Raw genomic sequence first — 19772 nt, forward strand, 5'->3', positions numbered from 1 at the left:
GGCGTCACCTGGTCGAATGGCGATGCCTTCACCGCCGATGACGTCATCTTCAACCTGAAGCGCTGGGCTGACAAGAAAGCCGAAGGCAATTCCATGCCCGGCCGTCTCGGCTCGCTGGTCAAGGACGACAAGCTCGACGAAAGCGCCGTGACCAAGCCGGACGACCACACGGTCGTGCTTAAGCTCAGCAAACCGGACATCGCGCTGATTCCGAACATGTGCGACTATCCCGGGCTGATCGTCCACAAGACCTTCGATGAGAAGGGCGGCGACTTCAAGGCCTGCCCGATCGGCACCGGTCCGTTCGAACTCGTCTCCTACGATGTCGGTCAGAAGGTGGTCTACAAGCGCCGCACCGATGACAAGTGGTGGGACGGCGAAGTGTTCCTCGATGGCCTGGAATTCATCGACTACGGCACCGATCCGGCAGCCATGGTCAGCGCTTTCGAGGCCGGCGAAGTGCACACCAACTTCGAGACTTCGGCCGACTATGTGTCGATCCTCGACGGCATGGACCTGGTGAAGTCGGAAATCGTCACCGCGTCGACCATCGTCTGCCGCACCAACGTCAACAACAAGCCCTATGGCGACCAGAAGGTGCGCAACGCGCTGCAGCTTGCGGTCGACAACAATGTCGTCTTGCAGCTCGGCTACGGCAATGCCGGCTCGGTCGCCGAAAACCACCATGTCTGCTCGATCCATCCGGAATATTACGAGCTGCCCAAGGTTGCCCGTGATCCGGCCAAGGCGAAGGCGCTGATGGCGGAAGCCGGCCAAGCCGACTTCGAACACGAGCTGATCACCGTCGACGAAGACTGGCACAAGAACACCGGCGATGCGATCGCCGCCCAGCTGCGCGACGCCGGCATCAAGGTGAAGCGCACCGTTCTGCCGGGTTCCACGTTCTGGAATGACTGGACGAAGTATCCGCTGTCGATGACCAACTGGAACATGCGTCCGCTCGGCGTCCAGGTTCTGGCCATCGCCTATCGCACCGGCGAGGCCTGGAACGAGGCCGGCTGGTCGAATCCGGACTGGGATGCCAAGCTCAATGCGGCGCTCGCCGTTGCCGACGCCGCCAAGCGCAAGGACATGATGAAGGACATCGAGCAGATCCTGCAGGATTCCGGCATCATGATCCAGCCGTACTGGCGCAAGCTCTACAGCCACTCGGTGAAGGCGGTGCAGAACTACAAGATGCACCCGACCTTCGAGCGCGACTACGGCAAGGTCTGGCTCGACCAGGCTTGATATCGCATCGACATGGAGGGAAGGGGCTCGCTCCCTTCCCTCGCTCTTTGCATTGTCCGTCCCTGCTGGTCCGCACATTCTCAAAAAAGTTGCGGACTCGCGGGCAAGGCCATGCAACAAAAACAGGGTTGATCGCATCCGAAGGCCTGTTTGACAGCCAGCCCCGCCGGTCACGGCAGGGTTGGCTTTCATAGCCGGCTCAAACCCCAACCCATCGGCAGGGGGCCGCCATGCTTTCCTTCGTTATCAGGCGTCTTGGCACCATGGCATTGACGATGCTGTGCCTGACCATGGTCGTCTTCTTCCTGATCAACCTCGAACCCAATCTGAAGAAGCTGGCGATCAGCCAGACCGAAATGCATACGTCGGCCGAGCAGCTCGAGAGCTGGCTGGTCAACCATGGCTACCGGCAGAACTTCTTCGTCCGCTACGGCCAGTGGCTTGGCGTCTTGCCCAAGCAGCCGGTAACCGACCCGGCGACCGGTAAGCCGGCGCAGCGTTTCTCCTTCTGCAACGATCCGCTCGTGCCGACCTTTGCCGGCGTTTTCCAGGGCGATTTCGGCTGCTCGACCAAGTTCAAGGCGACCGTCGCCTCAAAACTGTTTCCGGCACTCGGCGCTACCGGCATCCTGATGTTCTGGGTGCTGGCGGTGATGGTGCCGATCTCGCTGCTGATCGGCATTCTGGCCGGCATGCGTGAGGGGTCGCGAACCGACCGGGTGCTGTCCGTGGCGTCGATCGCCTCGACGGCGACGCCTGAATATGTGTCGGGCGTCATCTTCACCGTCATCTTCGCCTCATGGCTAGGCTGGCTGAACGGCTCGGCGGCTTCGGCCAGCCAGGGCATCACCTTCTACAATTTCACACTGCCGGTGATGACGCTGGCGATCTACGGCATCGGCTATATCGCCCGCATGACGCGAGCTTCGATGGTCGAAGTGATGACGCAGCAATATATCCGTACCGCGCGGTTGAAGGGTCTCTCCTTCGGCAGCGTGGTGGTCAAACATGCCTTGCGCAACGCGCTGATCGCACCGTTCACCGTCATCATGCTGCAGTTCCCTTGGCTGCTCACCGGCGTCGTCATCGTCGAGGTGATGTTCCGCTACCAGGGCTTCGGCTACACGCTGGTCGAGGCGGCCGGCAACAACGATATCGACCTTTTGCTCGGCTGCTCGCTGGTCTCGGTGTTCATCGTCTTGATCACGCAGCTCATTTCCGATGTCGGCTACGCATTTCTCAATCCGCGTATCAGAGTTCAGTAGGGAGCGAAGCCGATGCCGGTTCAATACATCAGTGGCTTCACCGTCGTTTTCGAAGTGCTGTCGCGCTTCTGGCCGGTCTGGATCGCGCTCGTCATCGTCATGGGCGCGAGCTTCGCCTACAAGAAGAAGCTGGCGCTCTACGGCCAGCTGTTCGACAGCGGTGTCGGCATCGTCGGCGTCGGCATCTGCCTGTTCTGGCTGTTCACGGCGATCTTCGCCGCGACCATATCGCCCTTCGATCCGCTGGCCCAGATTCCGATCATGAAGGACGTGCTGCCGGGCGCCGTCGAACCGCAGTCGGGGCTGACCTATCTGTTCGGCGGCGACAAGCTGGCGCGCGACGTGTTTTCGCGCATGGTCTATGGCAGCCAGATCGTGCTGATCATCGCGCCTGCCGCGACCGGCTTCGCGCTGATGGTCGGCATCACGCTCGGCCTGCCCGCCGGCTATTACGGCGGCAAGATCGACACCGTGCTGTCGTTCCTGGCCAACCTTGTGCTCGCCTTCCCGGTGATCCTGCTGTTCTACCTCTTGGTGACGCCGGGTATCATGGACACGCCGATCCCGTACGGCATGGCCGGCGTGTTCTTCCTGTTCCCGATCATCTTCTTCAGCGTGCTGTTCTGGACCCGCTACAAGAACCGGCCCGACCGGCTCTACATCCTGCTCGGCATCACCCTGATCCTCGGTGGCTGGATCTATCTCGGCCTTGTGTTCGATAAGGACCCGCTGCACATCGTCCATATCGATCCAAACCAGCTCAACATCTTCGTGGCGGTGGTGTTCGCCTCCAGCCCCGGCGTGTTCCGCATCGTGCGTGGCCTGGTGATGGACATCAAGACGCGCGACTATGTGGCGGCGGCGCAGACGCGCGGTGAATCGCCCTGGTACATCATGCTGTGGGAGATCCTGCCCAATGCGCGCGGGCCATTGATCGTCGATGCCTGCCTGCGCATCGGCTACACCACCATCCTGCTCGGCACGCTCGGTTATTTCGGCCTTGGCCTGGCGCCGGAAAGTCCGGACTGGGGCACCGCGATCAAGGACGCCAGCCGCCTGCTGCGCTCCTTCATCCATCCGGCGCTGCCGCCGACCATCGCACTGATGTCGTTCGTGCTGGGCTTGAACCTGCTCGCCGACTCGCTGCGCGAACAATCGATGAAAGACTGATGTCGCGGGTTTCGACCCGATGGGCCTGAGAGAAACAGGTCTGGAAGAACCAGGATTGGAGCGACCCATGAACGAGGCAGTTCGAAATCCCGCCAAGCCGACCCCCGGGCCAACCAAAGGGCCGATCATCGAGATCGAGAACCTGTCGATCTCCTTCTTCACCCGCAAGGGCGAGATACCGGCCGTCATGGATTTTTCCTGCACCGTCATGCCGGGCGAGGCGATGGGCATCGTCGGCGAATCCGGCTGCGGCAAGTCGACCGTGTCGCTCGGCATCATGCGCGACCTCTCCAACATCGGGAAGATCGTCGGCGGCAAGATCAAGTTCCAGGGCAAGGACATGGGCGAACTCTCCGACGAGGAGTTGCGTTCCATCCGCGGCAACAAGATCGCCATGATCTACCAGGAGCCGATGGCGAGCCTGAACCCGGCGATGAAAGTCGGCCAGCAGCTGATGGAAGTGCCGCTGATCCACGACAAGGTGTCGAAGGAAGAGGCCTATAAACGCGCCCTCGATATGGTGCGCTCGGTCAAATTGCCCGATCCCGAGCGTATGATGCGCTCCTATCCGCACCAGCTCTCCGGCGGCCAGCAGCAGCGCATCGTCATTGCCATGGCGCTGCTGTCGAAGCCGGCGCTGCTTTTGCTCGACGAGCCGACGACGGCGCTCGACGTGACGGTGGAGGCGGGCATCGTCGATCTGGTCAAGGGGCTGGGCGAAAAGTTCGGCACGTCGATGATCTTCGTGTCGCACAATCTCGGCCTGATCCTGGAAACCTGCGATCGCATCACCGTGATGTATTCGGGCGAAGCGGTGGAGACCGGCAAGATCAAGGACGTGTTCGACCGGATGCGCCACCCCTATACGCAGGGGCTTTTCCGCTCGATCCCGCTGCCGGGCGCCGACAAGAACTCACGGCCGCTGATCTCCATCCCCGGACAGCTGCCGCTGCCGCACGAGCGGCCCAAGGGCTGCAATTTCGGCCCTCGCTGCCACCATTTCGTCGAGGGTGTCTGCAACGCCGCCGAAATCCCGATGATCGAGGTCGCTGGTCACGAAGGCCATTTCTCGCGCTGCGTGCGCTTCAACGAGATCGACTGGGAAGCGCTGCCACCCGGTGCCAAGAAGGTCAATGAGCGCGTCATGCCCGGCGCGCCGGTGCTCAAGATCGAGGACCTCAGAAAATATTACAGGGTCGGCGGCAGCGAGGTGTTCGGCTCGAGCGAGGGCCGCGTCGTCAAGGCCAACGAGACGATCTCGTTCATGGCGCGCGAATCCGAGACGGTCGCCATCGTCGGCGAATCCGGCTGCGGAAAGTCGACGCTGGCCAAGGTGCTGCTCGGGCTGGAGACGGCAAGTGCCGGCACGGTGACGCTGGGCAACACGGAAATCCAGTCGACGGGGATCGACAAACGGAGCGTCGACACGGTGTCGTCGATCCAGATGGTGTTCCAGAATCCGTTCGACACGCTCAATCCCAGCCATTCGGTCGGTTCGCAGATCATCCGCACGCTGGAGAAGTTCAATGTCGGCAAGACGGTTGCCGATCGCCGCAAGCGCATGCTGGAGCTGCTCGACCTGGTGAAGCTGCCGCGGGCATTCGAAACCCGCAAGCCGCGTCAGCTTTCGGGCGGCCAGAAGCAGCGCATCGGCGTGGCGCGAGCCTTTGCCGGTGACGCCAAGGTGGTGGTGGCCGACGAGCCGGTCTCGGCATTGGACGTGTCGGTGCAGGCGGCGGTGACCGAACTGCTGATGGACATCCAGCGCAAGAACAAGACGACGATGCTGTTTATCAGCCACGATCTGTCCGTCGTTCGCTACATCGCCGACCGCGTCGTCGTCATGTATCTCGGCTACATCGTCGAGCAAGGCACGACCGACCAGATCTTCGCACCACCCTATCATCCCTATACCGAGGCGCTGCTGTCGGCGATTCCGATCGCCGACACGAGTGTCGTGAAGAAGCACATCGTGCTGGAAGGCGACATCCCGTCGGCGATGAACCCGCCATCCGGGTGTCCGTTCCAAACCCGTTGCGGCTACAAGAAGCTGGTGCCGGACAATCTCTGCGAGACCAAGGTGCCGCCGGTCAAGCATCTCGGCGACGGTCATATGAGCCTGTGCTGGCTCTCCGACGACGTGCTGGCCAAGATGGAGCCCGTGATCAAGTTCGACAAGGAACACGCCGCGCACGAAGGTATGCCGGACGACGCGCCGCATGGCGATGGCCCCGGTTTTGCTGGCACCCCACCAAAGCGTCCGCGCGGTAAAAGGCCGAGCTGACCGTCCGAAGATCGAGATCAACGATGCGGCAAGGTCAGTTCCCGCACTCGCTCAACTGCTGGGCATAGTCCCGCGCCATCTTGTCGGTGGCCCGGGCATAGCCCTGCACACCGGCATCGCCCCTGTTGCCGCGGCCATAGGCGGTCCAGCCGAGATAGTAGGCAAGGTAGAGATTGTAGGTGTCGTTGCGGGCGACGCCGTAGGTGTCAGATGTCTTGGAATGATACCAGCCGACGAAATCGACCGCATCGGCGAATTTCGTCCGCCGCGCCGCCCAGTTGCCGGTCTCGCGCTGATATTGCGACCAGGTGCCGTCCAGCGCCTGCGAGAAGCCGGTGGCCGTGGAGACGTGCTTCCACGGAATGAAGCCGAGCAGCTTGGTACGCGGCGGCCTTGCATTGCTCTTGAAGCCCGATTCCTTGCGCACCGTCGCCATCAGTACGGGAACGGGGATGCCATATTTCTGTTGGGTGCGCTCGGCGGCAGACTGCCAGTTGTCGAACCAGCCGTCATTCTGGTCGAAGACGGCGCAGACATTGTTGATGTGGCTGGGCGGCGTGGCGCAGGCCGAAAGCGCCAGCAACACGCAAACCGCACCAATTTTACTAAAACTCGAACTACGCATCGGCAGAGCAATAGGCCGAAATCATAAAGGGAATCTTGCAGCGTCCATTAACGCTTCGCCCGAGCGGTCGCTCGAGGAAATCCCATATCAACAATCCGACATATTTCGTCGTATTCTATAAATGGATACTGCGGAGATGCCGCCGTGGCTAAAATCACGCCCGCAAACGGCGTATTTATGACAGCTTACCTGGTTTGCCGGGGCTTTGATGCCAGGCATGAACGAACCAAGACGCAAACGCGGCGCCGAGCGCACCAGCAATCGGGGGCCATCGGCCATTCCGCAACTGCCGCTCAGGCGGGTGACCAATCCCTATCCGCCAATGGCCATGCTGTCGCCCGATCAGATCGAGCAGATCCATCAGGCGTCGATGCACATATTGGAGAATTTCGGCATCGAGGTGATGAGCCCGCGGGCGTTGTCGCTGTTCGAGAAGGCCGGCGCCAGGGTCGACCATGCCTCAGCGAATGTCCGCATCGATCGCGGCCTGATCGAAGACGTGCTGAAGACCACGCAGCCCAGCTATGTGTTGACGCCGCGCAACCCGGCCAACGCGGTTCATCTGGGCGGCAACACCATTAATTTCACCCTCGTTGCCGGGCCGCCCAATGTCCATGACATGGAGCGCGGCCGCCGCGCCGGCAATTTGCGCGACTATTCGGATCTCACACGGCTGGCGCAGCATTTCAACTGCATCCACATGCTGGGCAACCAGGTCTGCGCGCCGGTGGAGCTGCCGGCAAACTCCCGCCATCTCGACACTTATTTCACCAATCTGACGCTGACCGACAAGAGTTTCCACGTCTCGGCGATCGGCCGGGGCAGGGCATTGGACGGCATCGAGATGATGGCGATTTCGCGTGGGCTGACGCTCGACCAGATGCGCGACGATCCCGGCATCACCACCATCATCTCGGTCAACTCGCCGCGCCGCTTCGACGAGATGATGGCCGAAGGCCTGATGACCATGGCCGAGTTCGGCCAGTCGGTGGCGGTGACGCCGTTCACGCTGATGGGGGCGATGAGCCCGGTGACGCTGGCCGGGGCGCTGGCGCAGCAGAATGCCGAGGCGCTGTTCGGCGTCGTGCTGACGCAGCTTGTCCGTCCGGGCGCGCCGGTCATGTATGGCGCCTTCACCTCCAATGTCGACATGAAGTCGGGCGCGCCGGCCTTCGGCACGCCTGAGAACACCAAGGCCAACATTGCGTCAGGGCAACTGGCGCGGCGCTACGGGCTGCCCTACCGCACGACGCCGGGCTCGGCCTCCAACGCCGCCGATGCGCAGGGCGCCTATGAGACGCTGATGGCACTGTGGGGCGCGGTGCTCGGCCACGGCAACCTCGTCTACCACGCCGCCGGCTGGCAGGAGGGCGGGCTGACGGCGTCGTTCGAAAAACTCATCATCGATGTCGAGATGATCCAGCATATGATGGAGTTCTTGCGCCCGATCGAAGTCAATGAGGCGGAACTCGCCGTCGAGGCTTTGGGTGCGGTGCCAACCGGTGGGCATTTCTTCGGCGAGCCGCACACGCTGGAGCGCTACGCCACTGCCTTCTACCAGCCGATGCTGTCCAACTGGCAGAATTACGAAGCCTGGCAGGAAGCCGGCGGCCTCGACGCCACGGCACGCGCAACGCGGCTGTGGAAGAAAGCGCTGGAGGACTATGTCGAGCCGGTGATGGATATCGCCGTGCGCGAGGCGCTAGAGGCTTACATGGCCAGGCGCAAGGAAGCGATCGGGCAGGGAGAGCCGTGATCGTTCCCAGCTTGAATCCATTCACCCATTCAACTCACTGATATCAGAGAAAAAATCCATGAAATCGCATGCAAAGGTCGTGGTCATTGGCGGTGGCGTCGTCGGATGCTCCGTGTTGTTCCATCTCGCCCGCCACGGCTGGACCGATGTTGTCCTGCTGGAGCGCGACGAGCTGACCTCAGGCTCGACCTGGCACGCGGCCGGGGGCATGCACACCATCAATGGCGACCCCAACGTCGCCAAGCTGCAGAAATACACGATCAATCTCTACAAGGAGATCGAGGAGCTTTCCGGCCAGGCGACCGGCGTGCATCTGACCGGTGGCGTGCTTCTGGCAGCGACCGAGGCGCGGCTCGACTGGCTGCGCGGCGTCGTCGCCAAGGGCCGCTATCTCGGCATAGAGCTCGAGGAGATCTCGCCCAACGAAGCGGCCGAACTGATGCCGCTGCTCGATCCCAAGCAGTTCGTCGGCGCGGTCAGGAACAAAGAGGACGGCCATCTCGATCCCTCCGGCGTCACCCACGCCTATGCCAAGGCCGCGCGGAAACTTGGGGCGGAAGTGGAGCGTTTCACCAAGGTCGAGGACATCGTGCGGCGCCCTGACGGGCTGTGGCGGGTCATCACCAACAAGGGCGAGGTGGTGGCCGAGCATGTCGTCAACGCCGGCGGCCTGTGGGCGCGCGAGGTCGGCCGCATGGTCGGCCTCGAACTGCCGGTGCTGGCCATGGAGCACATGTACCTGATCACCGAGGATATGCCGGAGGTCGCCGCCTGGAACGCCAAGACCGGCACCGAGATCATCCACACGGTCGACTTCGACGGCGAGCTTTACCTGCGCCAGGAGCGCGGCGGCATGCTGATGGGCACTTACGAAAAGGCCAACAAGCCATGGTCCGAATACCAGACGCCATGGAATTTCGGCCATGAATTGCTGGCGCCCGACATCGACCGCATCGCGCCGTCGCTTGAGGTCGGCTTCCGCCATTTCCCGGCCTTCCAGAACACGGGCATCAAGCAGATCATCAACGGGCCTTTCACCTTCGCGCCCGACGGCAACCCACTGGTCGGGCCGGTGCGTGGCCTGCCGGGCTTCTGGGTCGCCTGCGGTGTCATGGCGGGGTTTTCGCAAGGCGGCGGCGTCGGCCTCGCTTTGTCGAACTGGATGATCGAGGGCGATCCCGGCGCCGACATCTGGGCGATGGATGTCGCGCGCTACGGCGACTGGGCGACGATGGCCTATACCAACGCCAAGGTGCGCGAGAATTATTCCAGGCGCTTTTCGATCCGCTTCCCCAATGAGGAGCTGCCCGCCGGGCGGCCGCTGAAGACGACGCCGGTCTACGACCTGCTGTCGGCCAAGGGTGCGCAATGGGGCGTTGCCTATGGACTGGAAGTGCCGCTGTGGTACGCGCCGGAAGGCGTCAAGGACGAATTCTCCTGGCGCCGCTCGAGCGATTTCACGCAGGTCGCCAAGGAGGTCGCCACAGTTCGCGACGGTGTCGGCCTGTCGGAGATTTCGAGCTTCGCCAAATACAAGGTGACGGGTGAGGGAGCGGCCGCTTGGCTCGACCGGATGCTTGCCTGCAAACTGCCCAAGCCCGGCCGCATGACGCTGGCGCCGATGCTGAAGGAAGACGGCAGACTGATCGGCGATTTCACCCTCGCCAATCTCGGAAGCGAGGGCTGGTTCCTCGCCGGCTCCGGCATCGCCGAGCAATACCATATGCGCTGGTTCGAGAAGCACCTGCCTGACGATGGATCGGTCCGCATCGAGGCGCTGGGCGCGAAGCTCACCGGTCTGTCGATCGCAGGCCCGAAGGCGCGGGATGTGCTGGCAAAGGCGACGCGCTCGGATGTCTCCAATGCGGCCTTTTCCTTCATGGCCATTGGCCGGATGGATATCGGCATGGCGCCGTGCCTGGTCGGCCGTGTGAGCTATACCGGCGATCTCGGCTACGAGATCTGGGTGGCGCAGGAATACCAGCGCGCCGCCTATCAAGCGCTGATGGCGGCGGGCGGGGAATTCGGCATCGGCCTGTTCGGCTCGCGCGCCCTCAATGCGCTGCGGCTGGACAAGAATTACGGCTCATGGGGGCGCGAGTACCGGCCGATCTACGGGCCGCTGGAAGCGGGGCTCGACCGCTTCGTTGCTTACGGCAAGGACGCCGATTTCATAGGCAAGGCCGCGGCGCTGGCCGAGCGCAGGCAGGGCGGCAAATTGCGCCTGCGCGCTTTTATCGTCGATGCCGACGATGCCGATGTCATTGGCGATGAGCCGATCTGGTTCGATGGTGCGGTGCGCGGCTGGGTGACGTCGGGCGGCTATGCGCATCATTCGAAGAAATCCGTCGCCGTCGGCTATGTGCCGAAGGAGATCGCTGATGAGAGCGACGGCTTCGAGATCGAGCTGCTGGGCAAGCGCCATGCGGCGCGCATTCAGGCGGTGCCGCTGTTCGACGCCAATTTCGAACGGATGCGTGCTTGAAGCGCTTCGGCTTCGCCGATGCGCTTCAGATTCCTGTTTTGTGGATGTCGTTGTCCCAAAACCGCTGGGCACTTTTGGGCGACATGCACCAGGCCCGCATCCTCTTTCTGGCGTCAGGCGCTGCGGCGGCTGTCCAGCGCGAAGGCGCCGGCGCCGGCAAACACCAGATAGAGGAAGATGAAGCAGAACGAGATCGCCGAATCGCCGCCATTGTTGACCGGGAAGAAGTCGCGCGGCATGTGCGCCATGAAATAGGCGATCGCCATTTCGCCGGCCAGAAGGAATGCCACCGGTCGCGTGAACAGGCCCAGCGCGAGCAGGATGCCGCCGGAGAATTCGAGGATGGCGGCAGTCGTGGTCAGCCCGGAAAGGGCGTGGGGATCGACGCTGACGGGGAAGTTGAACAGTTTCTGGCTGCCATGCTCGATGAACTGCAGCGCGGTCATGATGCGCAACACGCCGAGCGCCTGCGGCTGGTATCTGGAGAGGCTTTCGAAAAGCTTCATAATGACTCCATTTTCAATCCGTCCGGCCCATAGATTATCGCCCAGGAATGGACCATTCACTTCCCATGGCCTGGCGTCAACAATCGGTGATTGAAAATGTCCCCAGCTTGACCCTTCATATTTTTCCCGCCAAGGTTGCATTTATATCGTTGTGGTTGTATTAGTGCGGCCACTCTAGAAATGTGGGTTCCCTTTGCCATGAAAAAAGTCGCCATCAGCCTCTTCGCAATTCTTGCAGGCACCAGCTTTGCCATGGCCGAGGACGCCGGCTGTGAGGCCTTCAAGTGGCCCGTGACGCGGGAGCAGACCCTGTTTGCCGCGGCACCGGCAACGCCGTCCGGAGCGGCACTGGCGGTTGGTGCGGCTGCGGACCTGGCGCTGGTGCCGGTAGAGAAAGCCGGTTTTGCGGTAGCGCCCGAACGTGCGCCGGCATCAGACAGTTTCGGGGCCATCGCCAGCGTGGAGGTGCCATCCGAGGGAGCCATCCAGATAAGTCTCTCGGGGGAGGCCTGGATCGATGTCATCCAGGATGGCCAGGCCATCAAGTCGGCGGGCTATAGTGGCGTGAAAACATGCCCTGGCATCCGCAAGAGCGTGCGCTTCAAGCTTGCGCCCGGCCCGGCCACCGTCCAGTTCAGCGGCGCGAAAAAAGCTGAGTTGAAGGTTGCGGTGCTGGCGCCGGAATGAGGCGGCGCCAGGCAGGGGGAGAGGCCTTCATCGGTGGTCCGATGAAAGCCCGCACTTTGTGTCAGCGGTGTTCGATCGCCGTCAGCGGACTGGCGCCATCAAGGCGAAGTGCGCGCCTTGCGGGTCCTGGCACTGCACGATCCAGCTGCCGCCGGGGACCTCCATCGGCCCCATCAGGATCTTGCCGCCATTGTCGGTGACCCGTTTGGCCGCCGCGTCGATGGCCGCAACGTTGAAGTAGAATTGCCAGACCGGGACCGGGATCTGCGCGGGCTTGTTCATGATGCCGCCGCCGGATTCGGGGCCGGCCGTAAAAGTCTGGTACGTGCCCATCGGGCCCATGTCGAAATCGCCGGCGTCGACCCAGCCGAACTGGTCGGAATAGAAATCGAACGCGGCTTTCCAGTCCGACGTGTAAAGCTCGTGCCAGCCGATGTGGCCCGGCGTGCTGGCCGGCACGACAGGCTGGTCGGGACCGTTCGGCTGCAGGAACATGAAGGTCGCGCCTTGCGGATCGGCGACGACGGCAAAGCGGCCGACGCCCGGAATGTCGTCGGGCTGGCGGTGAACGGTGCCGCCGGCTTTCTCCAGCGATGCAGTTGCGGCATCGACATCCCTGGTGTGGATATAGCCGAGCCAGGCAGGCGGCATGCCCATCTTGGCGGCATCCTCGGGCAAGGTCATCAGGCCGCCGACCCCACGTTCGCCGACATTCATGACGATGTAGCGCGGCATGCCGAGTGCCTTATCGAAGGGCTGCGCCGTCCAGCCGACCACTTGGGTGTAGAACGCCTCGGCGGCGTCGAGATCTGATGTCATCAATTCGTACCAGAAGAAGGGCATCGGGGTTTTTGGCATTTTCGGTCTCCTCACCTTTCATGGATCGATCGTCGTCCATCATAGGACGATCCTCACGACGGAAATCCGACACCGCCCGGACAACAATGGGTGTGTGTGCCAAGCGTTCCCTGATTGCGCATCCAGCGGTTTTCGATTTCTCTGCGGTCATGAGGGGTTGTCGTCCATGCGCTTGATGTCGCTCACGCCCGAGCTTGTCGCACTGTGCCATCGGGAAGAGGCCGATCCCGGTCCGGACCCGAGCTGGACAGACATGAACGACGAGGACTTTCGAACCCTCGCCTTGCGACTGTCCAATGAAGCCGATGAGGGACCGTTATGGGTGTTCGCCTATGGGTCGCTGATCTGGAAGCCGGAATTCGAGTCGGTCGAGCAACAGCTCGCCACGGCCTTCGGCTGGCACCGCTCCTTCTGCCTCGACATGGTGCGCTGGCGCGGCAGCGCCGAGCAGCCTGGGTTGATGATGGCGCTCGAGCGGGGCGGGCGCTGCAACGGCGTGATCTATCGCTTGCCGGAGGGTGAGAAGCCGGCGCAGATCGAAAGGCTGTTGCGGCGCGAGATCAGCGACCATGAAAGCATCGAGACGGTTCGCTGGCTGCCAGTGCATACGCCGCAGGGTAAGCTGCGCGCGCTCGGCTTCTGGGTCGGCGTGAAGGGCAGGGGAACGTCGCTGAACCAGCCGCTGGACAGAGTGGCGAGCGTGCTGGCCAGAGCCTGCGGGCATATCGGATCCGGCGCCGAATATCTCTACAACACGGTCAGCCATCTCGAAGCATTCGGCATCCGCGACCGCAATCTGTGGCGATTGCAGGAATTGGTGGCGCAGGAGGTCAGGGCCATCCATGGCCGCAAGCTTGAGCCTGGCCTTTCGCTCGCACTGCAAGCCCGACCGCAGTCGCAATAATATGAGTAAAAAAATCATATTATTGCCGAGCCTTTTCAGGGACTTGCGCCGAAAATTGACCAATTGATAAAAAAATAAAACGTGCTAGCCTTCCTCAAAAGAAAACATGGGGAACTGACGATGCCAGAAGGCCAATTCAGGGAAGGCATTGCGGGCGGCAGGCTCTCGGCCGACCAGTATGCGGATAATTTTTCCGACCTGCATCCGCCGCTCGACCACCACGAGGCGCTGGTCGAATCCGACCGCTGCTATTTCTGCTACGACGCACCGTGCATGAATGCATGCCCGACTTCGATCGACATTCCGTTGTTCATCCGCCAGATCTCGACCGGCAATCCGATCGGTTCGGCCAAGACCATCTTCGATCAGAACATATTGGGCGGCATGTGCGCCCGCGTCTGCCCGACCGAGACGCTGTGCGAGGAAGTCTGCGTGCGCGAGGTGGCGGAAGGCAAGCCGGTGCAGATCGGCCGCCTGCAGCGCTACGCCACCGACGTCGCCATGGGCGAGAACAAGCAGTTTTATCCGCGCGCCGAGCCGACCGGCAAGACGGTCGCCGTGGTCGGCGCCGGGCCGGCCGGCCTTGCCGCCGCGCACCGGCTCGCCCGCCACGGCCATGACGTGACCATCCTGGAGGCGCGCGCGAAGGCCGGCGGCCTCAACGAATACGGCATCGCCGCCTACAAGAGCGTCGACGATTTCGCCCAGGCCGAAGTCGACTACGTGACCGCGATCGGCGGTATCGACATCCAGAACGGCAAGGCGCTCGGCCGCGACTATCAGCTGTCGGATCTGATCCGCAATTACGACGCGGTGTTTCTCGGCATGGGCCTTGGCGGTGTCAATGCGCTGCGTGCCGATGGCGAGGACGCTGACGGCGTCATCAACGCGGTCGAGTTCATTGCCGAGCTGCGCCAGGCCAGCGACCTCTCCGGCCTGCCGGTTGGTCGCCGCGTCGTCGTCATCGGTGGCGGCATGACGGCCATCGACGCCGCGGTACAGTCGAAGCTGCTCGGCGCCGAGGAGGTGACGATCTGCTACCGGCGCGGCCAGGAGCACATGAATGCGTCTGAGTTCGAGCAGGATCTGGCCGCTGCCAATGGCGTCAGCATCCGTCACTGGCTGCAGCCGAAGCGGGTGATCGCCGAGAGCGGCAAGGTCACTGCCGTCGAACTCGAATACACCGCCCTCAACGGCGACAGGCTTGCCGGCACCGGCGAGACGCTGACGCTCGTTGCCGACCAGGTGTTCAAGGCGATTGGACAGAGCTTTGTCCCGGCCGCCCTCAATGGCAGCGGTGCATCGATCGGCCTCGAAGCCGGTCGCATCAAGGTGGATTCGGAAGGGCGCACGTCGCTTGCCAAGGTCTGGGCCGGTGGCGACTGCATCTTCGGTGGCGACGACCTGACCGTCTCGGCGGTCGCGCAGGGACGCGACGCTGCGGAGAGCATCAATCGGGCACTGACCTCGAACGGGAGGGCATGAGCATGGCGGATATCAGAAACAATTTCGTCGGCATCAAGTCGCCCAATCCGTTCTGGCTGGCCTCGGCGCCGCCGACCGACAAGGCCTACAACGTCATCCGCGCCTTCAAGGCCGGCTGGGGCGGCGTGGTGTGGAAGACGCTGGGCGAGGAAGGGCCGCCTGTCGTCAACGTCAACGGTCCGCGCTACGGCGCGATCTGGGGCGCCGACCGCCGCCTGCTCGGCCTCAACAACATCGAACTGATCACCGACCGCGACCTGCAGGTCAATTTGCGCGAGATCAAGCAGGTCAAGAAGGACTGGCCCGACCGCGCCATCGTCGTCTCGCTCATGGTGCCTTGCGTCGAGGAAGCCTGGAAGGCGATCCTGCCGGTGGTCGAGGAGACCGAAGCCGACGGCATCGAGCTCAATTTCGGCTGTCCGCACGGCATGTCGGAACGCGGCATGGGCGCCGCCGTCGGCCAGGTGCCGGAATATATCGAAATGGTGGTGCGCTGGTGCAAGCAGAACACCCGTATGCCCGTCATTACCAAGCTGACGCCCAACATCACCGATGTGCGCAAGCCCGCGCGCGCAGCACATGCCGGCGGCACCGACGCGGTGTCGCTGATCAACACCATCAATTCGATCACTGGTGTCGATCTCGACAGCTTCGCGCCGCAGCCGACCATCGACGGCAAGGGCTCGCATGGCGGCTATTGCGGGCCGGCGGTAAAGCCGATCGCCATGAACATGGTGGCCGAGATCGCGCGCGATCCGGAAACGCAGGGCCTGCCGATCTCCGGCATCGGCGGCATCACCACCTGGCGTGACGCGGCCGAATTCATGGCGCTCGGCGCCGGCAATGTGCAGGTCTGCACGGCGGCGATGACCTACGGCTTCAAGATCGTGCAGGAGATGATCGCGGGCCTGGAAAACTGGATGGACGAGAAGGGGCACGCCTCGCTCGACGACATCGTCGGCCGCGCCACGCCCAATGTCACCGATTGGCAGTATCTCAACCTGAACTACGTCGCCAAGGCGCATATCGACCAGGATGCCTGCATCAAGTGCGGCCGCTGCCACATCGCCTGCGAGGACACTTCGCACCAGGCGATCACCAGCATGGTAGACGGCGTCAGGCACTTCGAGGTCATCGAGGCCGAGTGTGTCGGCTGCAATCTCTGCGTCAATGTCTGCCCGGTCGAGAACTGCATTACCATGGAGCCGCTGGCAGCCGGTGTGATGGACCAGCGCACCGGCAGGCCGGTATCGCCGGTCTACGCCAACTGGACCACGCACCCGAACAACCCGATGGCCAAGGTGGCTGCGGAGTAGGAACTACCCCCCCCAAGAGAAAAACGGCGCTTTCGAGCGCCGTTTTTCATTTTCCTATTGCAGATAGGAATTATCCACGATAGTATGTATCCATGAATAAGGAACCTGTTCGATGAAGCTGGGCGAGGGTGTTGAAGCAGCCATCCATTGCGCCGCCACGCTGGCCAGTGTGGAAGGCAATAGCACCATGCCGGGCGCCGCTCTCGCCGAGGCCTTTGGCCTTTCGCCGAGCTATCTGCTCAAGCATCTCAACATGCTGAGCGCGGCGCGCGTCCTGGAATCGGTGCCCGGGCCTGCCGGTGGCTATCGGCTGGCGCGGCCAGCCGAGCGCATCACGCTGCTCGACATCGTGCTGGCCGTCGAGGGCCGCGAGCCGGCCTTCCGCTGCGGCGAGATCCGCCAGCGCGGTCCGGTGAAGCTCGATGCGTTGGCCTATGTGAAACCCTGCGGCATCAACGCCGCGATGCTGAAGGCCGAACGCGCCTATCGCGCCGCGCTCGCCGAGACCAAGCTGTCCGATATCGTGGCCACCTATGCGGCAGAAGGCGATCCCAGGTCGCTTGCTGCGAGCTGCGCCTTTGTCGAGCGCCACCAGCGGCCGCAGAAATCCAGTTAACCCCAAAACCTCAAAACCCAAGCAGACGTGAAAGGACGAGACGATGAAACAGAGGCTGCAATTTTTCGCCAAGGCGCCGGAGATCATGAAGGCGGTGTCGGCGCTCAACAAGGCGGTGGACGAATGCGGGCTCGAGGTGAGCCTGCTGCACCTGATCAAGCTCAGGGCTTCGCAGATCAATGGCTGCTCGTTCTGCGTCGAGATGCACAGCCGCGAGGCCAGGCGCGACGGCGAGACCGAGCAGCGGCTCTATCTGGTTTCAGCCTGGAAGGAATCGCCGCTGTTCTCGGAGCGTGAACGCGCGGCTTTGGCCTGGACCGAAGCCGTCACCCTGATCGCCAACAACGGCGTGCCGGACGAACTTTATGCACGTACGCTGGAGCATTTCTCAGAAGAGGAGCTGGTCAAGCTGTCCGTTGCGCTCGGCATGATCAACACCTGGAACCGGCTGTGCATCCCGTTCCAAGCCATACATCCGATGCCGGCGGCCAAGGCCGCCTGATTGTCCAATCATGTTGGGAGCGCCGTGGAGAGCGCGCTCCCACTGCCTTAAACCTTTAAAGGGGAGAGTTTGATGCCTGCGGATTTGCCTTCGACCTTGTTGTTTCTCGCTCGCTTGCTGCTCGGCGGCGCCTTCGTTTTCGCCGGCCTGCGCAACATCCAGAACGCGGCCTTCCTGACCCAGCTGATGGCCGCGCGCGGTGTGCCGCAGGCGCGGTTGGCACTGTGGACTGGTATCGTGCTTCAGGTCGCCGCCGGTGTGCTGGTCATCGCAGGATTGTGGACGGCACTCGCGGCCACGGTGCTGCTGCTGTTCCTCATCGTCGCCACGCCGATGTTCCACAATTTCTGGGACCATCAGGGTCCGGACCGTGCGTCCCGCATCAATGGCTTCGTCGGGAATGTTGCCCTGAGCGGTGGCTTTCTGACCCTGATCGCGCAATCCGTTTGACGCACAGTTCCATGCCGACTGCGGCCTCTGGTGCCGACGGCTCAACCATAAAATCGGAACCAATCGAGCCGTTGACGCATTTCACACATGCATGCCCAGCATCCAGGATGAAATATGAAAATCGCCCATGTCGCGCCGCTTTATGAATCGGTGCCGCCAAGGCTCTATGGCGGCACCGAGCGCATCGTCTCGTATCTGACCGAAGCGCTGGTCGATCTGGGTCATGAGGTGACGCTGTTTGCCAGTGGCGACAGCCAGACCTCCGCGAAGCTGGTACCCAGCCGGGAACGCGCGTTGCGCCTCGATCCGCGTCCGCTCAAATCCGAGATCGCGGCGCATCTTTCGATGCTTGCGCAGGTGAGGGAACGGGCGTCGGAGTTCGATGTCATCCACTTCCACCTCAGCCACTTCCTGCATTTTTCCTTCTTTGAGGATATTGCGGAGCGGACGGTGACGACGCCGCATGGCAGGCTGGATTATGTCGACCTGGCGCCGGCCTATGAACGGTTCCCGCGCTTTCCCCTGATTTCCATTTCGCACAGCCAGAAGGCGGGCCTTGCCAACGCCAACTGGTTGGCGACGATCCATCACGGATTGCCGACTGCTCTCTACGAGCCGACGTTCGAGACGGCCGCCGAAGAACCCTACCTTGCCTTCCTCGGCCGGTTCTCACGCGACAAGCGCCCGGATCGCGCCATCGAGATCGCCTTGCGTTCGGGGCTCAAGCTCAAGCTCGCGGCAAAGATCGGCGACGACGATCGCGCCTATTTCCGTGAGGTGGTCGAGCCTTTGATCGATGGCGATCGCGTTGTCTATGTCGGTGAGATCGAGGAAAATCAGAAGGCGGAATTTCTCGGCAAGGCGGCCGGCCTGCTGTTCCCGATCGACTGGCCGGAGCCGTTCGGCCTTGCCGCCATCGAGGCAATGGCCTGCGGCACACCGGTCATCGGCTGGAGTTGCGGTGCGCTGCCGGAGATCATCGATCAAGGCGTCACCGGTTTTATCGCTGACACAATGGATAGCGCGGTCGCTGCGGTGCCGGACTTGCTGCAACTCGACAGGCGAAAGGTGAGGACCGTTTTCGAAAAGCGGTTCTCCGCCCGAAGAATGGCCGGCGACTATCTGGCCGCCTATGCGGGCCTGATCGGCGTCCCGAGCACGGCGAAGGCGTCTTGAGCAGCGACGTGCTCGAGCCACGGCAACGAAACAACAGGGATCTTTGACGAATGGCCCAACTCGATGAGCGCCAGCTCGATCCTGCGGTTGCGCTTGCATCGCTCGACGCCACCGCCCCTCGCGAGCCGCATCGGTTGTTTGCGCTCAAGCAGGGCGATTGCTTCGCCGTTGCCGACGCCTATGGCGACATACGTGGCGCCGGCGACGGTTTCTTTCGCGACGACACGCGGGTCCTTTCCGAGTTCCGGCTGACCGTCGGCGGCAGGCAGACATCTCTGCTCGGCGCCTCGCTCAGCCAGGACAATGTGCTGTTCACCACCAATTTGACCAATCTGCCGATACAGAGCGCCGGTGGACGCGACATCCCGCAGGGAGCCATTCACATCGAACGCGTCAGACTGCTTTGGCAGGACAGGCTGTTTGAACGCATCACCCT

Annotated in this window: 18 protein-coding genes; 15 read left to right on the top strand and 3 right to left on the bottom strand. The window is 62.5% G+C overall.

Going from position 1 to position 19772, the window contains the following annotated elements; translation table 11 throughout:
• The 4 genes from EN932_RS09280 to EN932_RS09295 form a co-directional block, all read left to right on the top strand.
• Positions 1-1251: ABC transporter substrate-binding protein (locus EN932_RS09280; protein WP_164890451.1), on the top strand; the 1251-nt coding region annotated here is incomplete at its 5' end.
• Between the two features lie 230 nt (positions 1252-1481).
• Positions 1482-2516, top strand: coding sequence for an ABC transporter permease (locus EN932_RS09285; protein ID WP_013530883.1), 1035 nt, complete (start codon positions 1482-1484; stop codon positions 2514-2516).
• Positions 2517-2528: 12 nt separating this feature from the next.
• A complete protein-coding gene (locus EN932_RS09290) occupies positions 2529-3686 on the top strand; it encodes an ABC transporter permease (protein ID WP_013530884.1) in 1158 nt (385 codons plus the stop codon).
• Positions 3687-3753: 67 nt separating this feature from the next.
• Entirely contained in the window at positions 3754-5970 is a 2217-nt protein-coding gene (locus tag EN932_RS09295) for an ABC transporter ATP-binding protein (protein ID WP_063168510.1), read from the top strand.
• Between the two features lie 34 nt (positions 5971-6004).
• Here the strand turns inward: EN932_RS09295 and EN932_RS09300 are convergent, their stop codons facing one another.
• Entirely contained in the window at positions 6005-6595 is a 591-nt protein-coding gene (locus EN932_RS09300; RefSeq protein ID WP_024501516.1) for a transglycosylase SLT domain-containing protein, read from the bottom strand.
• Between the two features lie 217 nt (positions 6596-6812).
• On the opposite strand from EN932_RS09300, the gene EN932_RS09305 reads away from it, so the two are divergent.
• Complete coding sequence (locus tag EN932_RS09305) at positions 6813-8351, top strand: trimethylamine methyltransferase family protein (protein WP_024501515.1); 1539 nt, start codon at positions 6813-6815, stop codon at positions 8349-8351.
• Positions 8352-8409: 58 nt separating this feature from the next.
• Positions 8410-10836, top strand: a complete 2427-nt coding sequence (locus EN932_RS09310; RefSeq protein WP_127368913.1) for an FAD-dependent oxidoreductase — start codon at positions 8410-8412, stop codon at positions 10834-10836.
• Between the two features lie 113 nt (positions 10837-10949).
• On the opposite strand, the gene EN932_RS09315 is transcribed toward EN932_RS09310, so the two are convergent.
• The gene (locus EN932_RS09315; RefSeq protein WP_127368914.1) at positions 10950-11342 is read right to left on the bottom strand and encodes a DoxX family protein; all 393 of its coding nucleotides are present in this window, start codon (positions 11340-11342) and stop codon (positions 10950-10952) included.
• Between the two features lie 198 nt (positions 11343-11540).
• Between EN932_RS09315 and EN932_RS09320 the strand changes: the two genes are divergently transcribed.
• The gene (locus EN932_RS09320; RefSeq protein WP_206519202.1) at positions 11541-12029 is read left to right on the top strand and encodes a hypothetical protein; all 489 of its coding nucleotides are present in this window, start codon (positions 11541-11543) and stop codon (positions 12027-12029) included.
• 81 nt (positions 12030-12110) lie between these two features.
• On the opposite strand, the gene EN932_RS09325 is transcribed toward EN932_RS09320, so the two are convergent.
• Positions 12111-12887 carry a VOC family protein gene (locus EN932_RS09325; RefSeq protein WP_127384952.1) on the bottom strand — a complete coding sequence of 259 codons (777 nt, stop codon included), beginning with the start codon at positions 12885-12887 and terminating at the stop codon, positions 12111-12113.
• A 166-nt stretch (positions 12888-13053) separates the two neighbouring features.
• Between EN932_RS09325 and EN932_RS09330 the strand changes: the two genes are divergently transcribed.
• The 8 genes from EN932_RS09330 to EN932_RS09365 form a co-directional block, all read left to right on the top strand.
• Complete coding sequence (locus tag EN932_RS09330; RefSeq protein WP_024501513.1) at positions 13054-13791, top strand: gamma-glutamylcyclotransferase; 738 nt, start codon at positions 13054-13056, stop codon at positions 13789-13791.
• Between the two features lie 120 nt (positions 13792-13911).
• A complete protein-coding gene (locus tag EN932_RS09335; protein ID WP_063168508.1) occupies positions 13912-15276 on the top strand; it encodes an NAD(P)-dependent oxidoreductase in 1365 nt (454 codons plus the stop codon).
• 2 nt (positions 15277-15278) lie between these two features.
• Complete coding sequence (preA, locus tag EN932_RS09340) at positions 15279-16592, top strand: NAD-dependent dihydropyrimidine dehydrogenase subunit PreA (protein WP_013530894.1); 1314 nt, start codon at positions 15279-15281, stop codon at positions 16590-16592.
• Positions 16593-16704: 112 nt separating this feature from the next.
• The gene (locus EN932_RS09345; protein WP_027160676.1) at positions 16705-17208 is read left to right on the top strand and encodes an Rrf2 family transcriptional regulator; all 504 of its coding nucleotides are present in this window, start codon (positions 16705-16707) and stop codon (positions 17206-17208) included.
• A 43-nt stretch (positions 17209-17251) separates the two neighbouring features.
• The gene (locus tag EN932_RS09350; RefSeq protein WP_024501510.1) at positions 17252-17710 is read left to right on the top strand and encodes a carboxymuconolactone decarboxylase family protein; all 459 of its coding nucleotides are present in this window, start codon (positions 17252-17254) and stop codon (positions 17708-17710) included.
• Positions 17711-17782: 72 nt separating this feature from the next.
• On the top strand, positions 17783-18160 hold the full coding sequence (locus EN932_RS09355) for a DoxX family protein (RefSeq protein WP_013530897.1): 378 nt from the start codon (positions 17783-17785) through the stop codon (positions 18158-18160).
• A 114-nt stretch (positions 18161-18274) separates the two neighbouring features.
• The gene (locus EN932_RS09360; RefSeq protein WP_127384953.1) at positions 18275-19336 is read left to right on the top strand and encodes a glycosyltransferase family 4 protein; all 1062 of its coding nucleotides are present in this window, start codon (positions 18275-18277) and stop codon (positions 19334-19336) included.
• Between the two features lie 50 nt (positions 19337-19386).
• Positions 19387-19772, top strand: a 386-nt coding sequence (locus EN932_RS09365; protein ID WP_281061523.1) for a glycogen debranching N-terminal domain-containing protein, incomplete at its 3' end; no start/stop codon positions are given.

It is taken from the genome of Mesorhizobium sp. M7A.F.Ca.US.002.01.1.1, from assembly GCF_004022955.1.
Taxonomy (GTDB): Bacteria; Pseudomonadota; Alphaproteobacteria; order Rhizobiales; family Rhizobiaceae; genus Mesorhizobium; species Mesorhizobium ciceri.